This window comes from Vibrio sp. 10N.222.46.A1, from assembly GCF_041473595.1.
Classification (GTDB): Bacteria; Pseudomonadota; Gammaproteobacteria; order Enterobacterales; family Vibrionaceae; genus Vibrio; species Vibrio tasmaniensis_A.
On sequence record NZ_JBFRSN010000626.1, the window covers coordinates 1 to 7,215 of the forward strand.

Here is a 7,215-nt window from a genome sequence, read left to right on the forward strand (position 1 = left end):
ATTACAAAATATTTTAAAGTATAAAAAATATTTAACAGTGGCATTTGTTGTAAATTTACTACATTTGTTGTGTTTTTATTGACCTGTAAGTGATACGACCCTTTAATTATTAAGCATCCTGAAAGTGTAAAGTGATTTAATGACAAACAATAATTCATCTTCAAAACCTGAAACTAATATTAAGTTTATTGGTGCGCATGTGTCTGCTGCGGGCGGTGTTGATCAGGCGCCAATGCGCGCAAGAGAGATTGGCGCCAATGCTTTTGCACTGTTCACCAAAAACCAAAGACAGTGGGCAGCAAAGCCGCTAGAAGCCAAAACCATCAGCGCCTTTAAAGCCAACTGTAAAATGTTAGGTTTTAGCGCTGAGCACATCCTTCCTCATGACTCCTACCTTATTAACCTAGGAGCACCAGAAGAAGAGAAGCTAGAGAAATCACGTGCGGCTTTTATTGATGAAATGGAGCGTTGTAACCAACTAGGACTCACGCTTTTGAATTTTCATCCTGGGAGTCATTTGAAGAAAATCTCAGAAAGCGAATGTTTGGCCAAGATCGCCGAGTCTATCAATTTGGCTCATCAAGCGGTGCCTGATGTGATTGCGGTGATTGAGAATACCTCAGGGCAGGGGACGAACCTTGGCTGGAAGTTTGAGCAACTAGCAGAGATCATCGACCAAGTAGAAGATAAATCACGCGTTGGTGTGTGTTTAGACACTTGCCATACTTTTACAGCCGGTTATGACCTACGAACAAAAGAAGCATGTGATCATACTTTTGCTGAGTTCGACCGCATCGTGGGTATGCACTATCTAAGAGCAATGCACATCAATGATTCAAAAGCTGAGTTTGCAAGCCGTGTAGATCGACACCATTCTTTAGGAAAAGGCGAAATAGGCTGGGATTGTTTTGAGTATATAGCCTCTGATTCTCGCTTTAATGGTATCCCTCTCATTTTAGAAACCATTGATTCGACTATCTGGAAAGAGGAAATTCAACAACTTAGGATGTTCCATCGCTCAGCAACGCTAGCGAGCGAAGACGCGTAATAATAGAGGGAATAATTAATTTCCTTCTACTCCTAAAAATTGGCACCTTTCTTTCATAGTATTAAAGTGAATATGTAGTTCACGATGTCTTAGAGGAGGTGCCTTTATGTATTCAATCACCCAAACTTCAACTGTTGCTGTCGCACGCCGTTTACCAACACCAAACCGTCACGTGCATAACCACGGGCACCACCGTACACAGCAGAAAAGTGGCTAATCGAGATAAACACAACTTGAACTGATTATTATGATTCATCAACAAGTGAACCCTACACATCATGTTTATTGATAGCTGTATGAGGTATAACTAGAGCCTTATTTAGGACAGTTAGCCGATACAGCTATTTTTTTGTCTGGCGAAAGCCGCTAGAAACCTTGATGATTGGGAAGTAAAACGATGAGCGCACCAAAGACTTGGGAATCCATTATTAATGATGAACGTGACAAAGAGTACTTTCAGAGTGTCCTCGCGTTTGTTGAACAGCAACGAAATAGTGGGAAAACCGTCTACCCTCCTCAAGAGCTGGTGTTCAGTGCCTTCGATATGACGCCTTTCGAGTCCGTACGCGTGGTTATCCTAGGGCAAGATCCTTATCACGGCGCTAACCAAGCTCATGGCTTAGCTTTTTCTGTACTGCCAGGTGTAAAAATCCCTCCTTCTCTACGTAATATGTACAAAGAGCTTGCGCAAGATATAGAGGGCTTTGAGATCCCGAGTCATGGCTACCTCGACACTTGGGCATCTCAAGGGGTGTTAATGTTGAATACGGTACTGACAGTAGAAGAGGCAAAAGCACACTCACATGCTAAGTGTGGTTGGGAAACCTTTACCGATGCCATTATTGCAGAGCTCAATCAGCGCTCTGAACCGATCATCTTCTTGTTGTGGGGCGCACACGCCCAGAAGAAAGGCCAAGCGATTGATGCAGACAAGCACCATGTGTTGGTTGCACCTCATCCATCACCATTATCAGCACGCCGTGGTTTCTTCGGTTGTCAGCATTTTTCGATGACCAACGAGCTACTCTCTTCTATTAATCAACAGCCTATCGATTGGACATTACCACTGGCACTGTAGATTGATGGTTTTCTGAGCAGGGTCAAACCACAAATTGCTATCTTCATATACACTTGTAAATAGTAGGTGTAATGGAGTGCAATACTATGATGATTGAAAGGATAAGACGAGAGCATGGCTATATGGCTCGTTTGCTCGCGATACTCAACAATAAGTTAGAGCTTCTAAAACAAGAGCGAGAAATAAACTATAGCCTGATCGCAGAGGTGGTTCATTATCTGATGAACCATTCAGACAAGGTGCATCACCCGAAAGAAGATGTTATTTATCGTTACTACCTAAAGCAATATGGCAGTGATCAAGTCATTGAAGACTTGGAACTGGAGCATCAATTGCTTTCCGAGAAAACGGCGGACTTTTTAGGTGTGGTCGATATGATCCTTCAAGATGCGGTCGTTCCTCAACAAGTATTTATTGAGCAGCTTGAAGCTTTTGTTAAAGCTCAACGAAAACACATGGAATATGAAGAGAAGCATGTGTTACCAATGATTGTTGAGTCGTTCACAGTTAAAGATTGGCAAGAGGTGGAGTCTCAATGGCTTCAACCTGAAGACGACCCTGTCTTTGGAGAGACAATTGCTGATGAGTACCGCCAACTCGCGGCTCGTGTTCGACAAAATGAACAAGAGTGCGTTTAGCCAGTTGTCATGTTGAAGCGTGACTATTTTAGATGCTCTCTATTTTAGAGGGCTAGTTCCCAAATGACGCTTTGAGCGGATTAAATACCTCGTAAAATAAAAAAGGCACCTATACAGGTGCTTTTTGCTATCTGATTTCTTATCGTGCTGATTAAAGCTTTATATCGTCAAGGCTAAAATCGAGACCTAGGTTCATCTCTCTAAGCTCTTTCTCAAGCTGTCTACGATCATTGATTGCCTCAATTTCACGCCATTTACGTTTGAGTGGTTTAGAGCGTGTTTTTTGAGTGGTACGAGGCATTTCTAGTTCTGATAATTCATCGAATTGAAAGCTATCCATAAGCATATCTCCTTCCGTGGGATTCGTTCTTACGAACCATTAAATATCATATTTAAGTTCACAATAACCTTGATTTGTTTCTCATTCGTTTCAAATATATGAAGTTTTTGTTCTGTTTTATTATGCATGCTCACACATTTCGGGGATTTTTGTGTACAAAAAATAAGCAAACAAACTTAAGTAAACGATTAAATTAGGGGGGATTGAATGTTAATTCATTGTGCAAATGGAATAGCATTTTGACTACAGTGCATTTAAGTGCGCATTGTGCCGTGTAGTATAGGGATCTCATTACCCTAGAAAAAAACACAGATCTTCACTATACCTTGTAAAACCTAGGCTGACGTCATTTTTACGGGATGGTGTTTTTGTTTTTATAGTGCCTTAGTTTTTGTTGATATTATGTCCTGACAATGTGACTTTTATTAGGCGCTATTGTTGAAAGTTGTGTTAACAAAAGGTGTATTATTAGTGAAATGTCATTTTAATATGTGTTTATTTTCATATTGATTTTTAGGCCGTCTCGCTGCATTATCCGCCCGTCAAAAAATACACCGATACGTAAAATGGATGCATGAAGCGACATTTACAATCTAGATCGCAACAAATAAATATAAATCTAATGCCGACACAACTATTGACACTGGCATAGGTGATCTAGAGGAAGGCTAGGAAGCAAGATCGGTGCTTAAACTCAATTACGAGGTTCACGTGACAGACTTAATCAATTTGATGAACGATCTCCTTTGGGGATCTATCTTAGTTTACTTACTCGTTGGTGTGGGTATCTACTTCACTGTACGACTAGGTTTCATTCAATTCCGCCATTTCGGCCACATGTTTTCTGTTCTTAGAAACAGCCGTAAAGCAGACAGTGCAGGTATCTCCTCTTTCCAAGCACTTTGTACTAGTCTAGCAGCACGTGTCGGTACGGGTAACATGGCTGGTGTTGCTGTAGCACTAACCGCTGGTGGCCCTGGCGCTATCTTCTGGATGTGGCTAATTGCCATGCTAGGTATGGCAACATCGTTTGCAGAAAGCACACTGGCACAGCTATACAAAACGCGTGATAACGACGGTAACTACCGCGGTGGCCCTGCATACTACATGGAGAAAGGCCTAGGTATGCGTTGGATGGGGGTTCTATTCTCTATCTTCCTAATCATTGCATTCGGTCTTGTATTCAACGCGGTTCAAGCGAACGCGATTGCAAGCGCAATGAACACGGCATTCGACTTTGAGCGCAGCTACGTTGGTGTTGGTATCGTAATTATCTCTGCATTCGTTATCTTCGGTGGTATCCGTAAGATTGCTCGCACTGCAGAAATCATTGTTCCAATTATGGCACTGGCTTACTTAGCTATCGCTATCTACGTAATGCTAATGAACATTGAGAAAGTGCCTGAAGTTCTGGCTCTTATCTTCAAGAGTGCATTCGGTCTGCAAGAAGCAGCAGCGGGTGGCCTAGGTTACGCAATCGCACAAGCGATGATTAACGGCATCAAACGTGGTTTGTTCTCGAACGAAGCGGGTATGGGTTCTGCGCCAAACGCAGCAGCTTCTGCTACGCCTTACCCACCACACCCAGCATCACAAGGTTATGTGCAAATGCTAGGTGTGTTCATGGACACAATTGTTATCTGTTCTGCAACAGTAGCAATCATCTTGATGTCTGGTGAATATGTACCACACGGTGAAGTAACGGGTATCGAACTCACGCAACGTGCACTAACAGCACAAGTCGGCGAATGGGGTGGTATCTTTGTAGCGGTAGCGATTTTCTTCTTCGCTTTCACTTCAATCATTGCAAACTACTCGTACGCAGAAACAAACCTTATCTTCTTAGAGCACAACAACAAGAAGGGCCTAGTGCTGTTCCGTATCGTTGTACTGGGTATGGTTATGTTCGGTTCTCTCGCGACACTGCCAACGGTATGGGCATTAGCTGACGTATCGATGGGCCTAATGGCGATTGTGAACTTGGTAGCGATCATCTTGCTGTCGGGTATCGTGATTAAGCTAGCGAAAGACTACAACCGTCAATTAGACGCGGGTAAAGTACCCACGTTCGATGCGGATGATTTCCCAGAGCTTAAGGCTCAATTGGAAGATGGTATTTGGGTTAACAACAAGAAGAAGTAATCTTGTTGGAGTGATTCATCACTCATCCTAAAATCATTAGAAAGGCTAAGGTTTCGACCTTAGCCTTTTTCTTTGCCTGCGATATTTTCTTTATTATCGATTCTTCTTTGTAAGCGACTTACAGCTAGATCTGTCTATCAAAGTAATAGGAAGAGTCATAAAGACAAGTTGATGTTTTTTCTATACTCTAGCTGCATCCAGTTAGATAACCGATTAGGGTAAAGTTATGTTAGTTGTCGTTTCTCCAGCCAAGACATTAGATTACGAATCACCATTAGCGACTGAGCGCTTCAGCCAGCCAGAGTTTGTTGAGCACTCTGCAGAGCTTATTGAAGTGTGTCGTAAGCTGACACCTGCTGATGTATCAGCATTGATGAAGGTAAGCGATAAGATTGCTGGGCTGAACGTAGCGCGCTTTGAGCAATGGAGTGAGACCTTTACCCAAGAGAATGCTCGCCAAGCTATTTTGGCGTTCAAAGGTGACGTCTACACAGGCTTAGATGCTGAAACATTGTCGGACGATGATTTTGACTACGCACAGAATCACCTGCGCATGCTTTCTGGGTTATATGGCTTGCTTAAGCCGTTAGATCTGATGCAGCCATACCGCCTAGAGATGGGTACACGTTTGGCCAATGCTCGTGGTACTAACTTGTACCAGTTCTGGGGTAACATCATCACAGATAAGCTGAATGAAGCGCTGAATGCTCAAGGCGACAATGTGTTGATTAACCTAGCATCGAACGAATACTTTAAAGCGGTGAAGCCGAAGAGCCTTGATGGTCAAATCATCACGCCAGTTTTTAAAGACTGCAAGAATGGCCAGTACAAGGTGATCAGTTTTTACGCCAAGAAAGCGCGTGGCATGATGGCTCGCTACATCATTGAGAACAAAATCGATTCAGTGGAAGCACTGACCAAGTTTGATACGGCGGGTTACTACTTCGTTGAAGAAGAGTCGAACGTGAAAGAGTTAGTCTTCAAGCGTGAAGAGCAAAACTAATAGCTCTTGGTTAATTAGTCACTCTTGGTTAACGAGTTACTTCGGCTTTAGCCTGTAATTAAAATTAGAGACGAGTTATTTAGCCTGATAACAGGCCAGACAATAATAAGCCAGACAAAGAAAAGCCCCATGCAGATAACTGCATGGGGCTTTTTATTGAATCATTGAAAGGCGGTTCGATTACTTGTTCTTAACGGCTTTCTTTTTCTTAGCGATTTTCTTTTTCTTAGCAATTTTTTGCTTAGCCACCGCTTTCTTGTCTTCTTTCTTCGGTTTTTTCTTCTTTGTTACCGCGGCTTTCTTATGCGTTGGGCGCATGCCTTCGATGAAGCGCTCTTTGATCGCATCTTCAGTGTAACGAGCCACACGTTCAATCATTAGTTGATCGTGCGCTTCAATGATAGAAACCGCGTTACCTTTCTTACCTGCACGAGCCGTACGGCCGATGCGGTGTAGGTATACATCTGCTGTACGCGGCATGTCGTAGTTAATAACGTGGCTTACATCTGGAAGGTCGATACCACGAGCTGCGACGTCAGTTGCCAGCAGTACGTTGATAGAACCATCGCGGAAACGAGAAATCGCGTTGTTACGACGATCTTGAGGCATTTCACCTTGGATCCATACACACGGGATCTGTGCACTTTCTAATTGAGCTCGTAGGTCACCTAGGCGGTCACGAGTCTTCAAGAAGATGATGCTGCGTTCAGCTTGCTCTGTGATGATATGTTTTAGGATATCAAGCTTGTGCTTAGCTGAATCGGCACGGTGATACCATTGAGTGATCTTCTTACGTTCACGCAATGACGATTTTGCATCGATCTCTGCTGGGTTTTTCAGAAGGTCTTCAGTGAAACCTTCAATACCTTTACCTTCTAGCGTTGCTGAGAAAAGTAAAGTTTGTTTACGCCAGCGACACTCTGCAGACAGACGGTCAACAACAGGACCAAAGCCCATGTCTAGCAT

The 7,215-nt window shown here is 43.1% G+C and carries 7 protein-coding genes; 5 read left to right on the top strand and 2 right to left on the bottom strand.

The genetic code is table 11. The features are described from left to right. The first annotated feature begins 139 nt into the window (after positions 1–139). The 3 genes from nfo to AB4496_RS17225 all read left to right on the top strand — a co-directional run bounded on the left by nfo (position 140) and on the right by AB4496_RS17225 (position 2,764). Positions 140–1,048 carry a deoxyribonuclease IV gene (gene nfo / locus AB4496_RS17215; RefSeq protein WP_009848416.1) on the top strand — a complete coding sequence of 303 codons (909 nt, stop codon included), beginning with the start codon at positions 140–142 and terminating at the stop codon, positions 1,046–1,048. 397 nt (positions 1,049–1,445) lie between these two features. Continuing rightward, on the top strand, positions 1,446–2,126 hold the full coding sequence (gene ung, locus AB4496_RS17220; protein ID WP_009848417.1) for a uracil-DNA glycosylase: 681 nt from the start codon (positions 1,446–1,448) through the stop codon (positions 2,124–2,126). A gap of 86 nt (positions 2,127–2,212) precedes the next feature. Next, on the top strand, positions 2,213–2,764 hold the full coding sequence (locus AB4496_RS17225; protein ID WP_032555322.1) for a hemerythrin domain-containing protein: 552 nt from the start codon (positions 2,213–2,215) through the stop codon (positions 2,762–2,764). A 151-nt stretch (positions 2,765–2,915) separates the two neighbouring features. On the opposite strand, the gene AB4496_RS17230 is transcribed toward AB4496_RS17225, so the two are convergent. Continuing rightward, a complete protein-coding gene (locus tag AB4496_RS17230; RefSeq protein WP_009848419.1) occupies positions 2,916–3,104 on the bottom strand; it encodes a DUF3545 family protein in 189 nt (62 codons plus the stop codon). A gap of 711 nt (positions 3,105–3,815) precedes the next feature. Here AB4496_RS17230 and AB4496_RS17235 point away from each other — a divergent pair. Together AB4496_RS17235 and yaaA are read left to right on the top strand one after the other, a co-directional pair. Then, positions 3,816–5,246, top strand: a complete 1,431-nt coding sequence (locus AB4496_RS17235) for a sodium:alanine symporter family protein (protein ID WP_009848420.1) — start codon at positions 3,816–3,818, stop codon at positions 5,244–5,246. Positions 5,247–5,472: 226 nt separating this feature from the next. Next, complete coding sequence (gene yaaA, locus AB4496_RS17240) at positions 5,473–6,249, top strand: peroxide stress protein YaaA (protein WP_009848421.1); 777 nt, start codon at positions 5,473–5,475, stop codon at positions 6,247–6,249. A gap of 180 nt (positions 6,250–6,429) precedes the next feature. Here yaaA and AB4496_RS17245 read toward each other — a convergent pair. Then, the coding region (locus AB4496_RS17245; protein WP_372131464.1) for a helicase-related protein at positions 6,430–7,215 on the bottom strand (786 nt) is incomplete at its 5' end.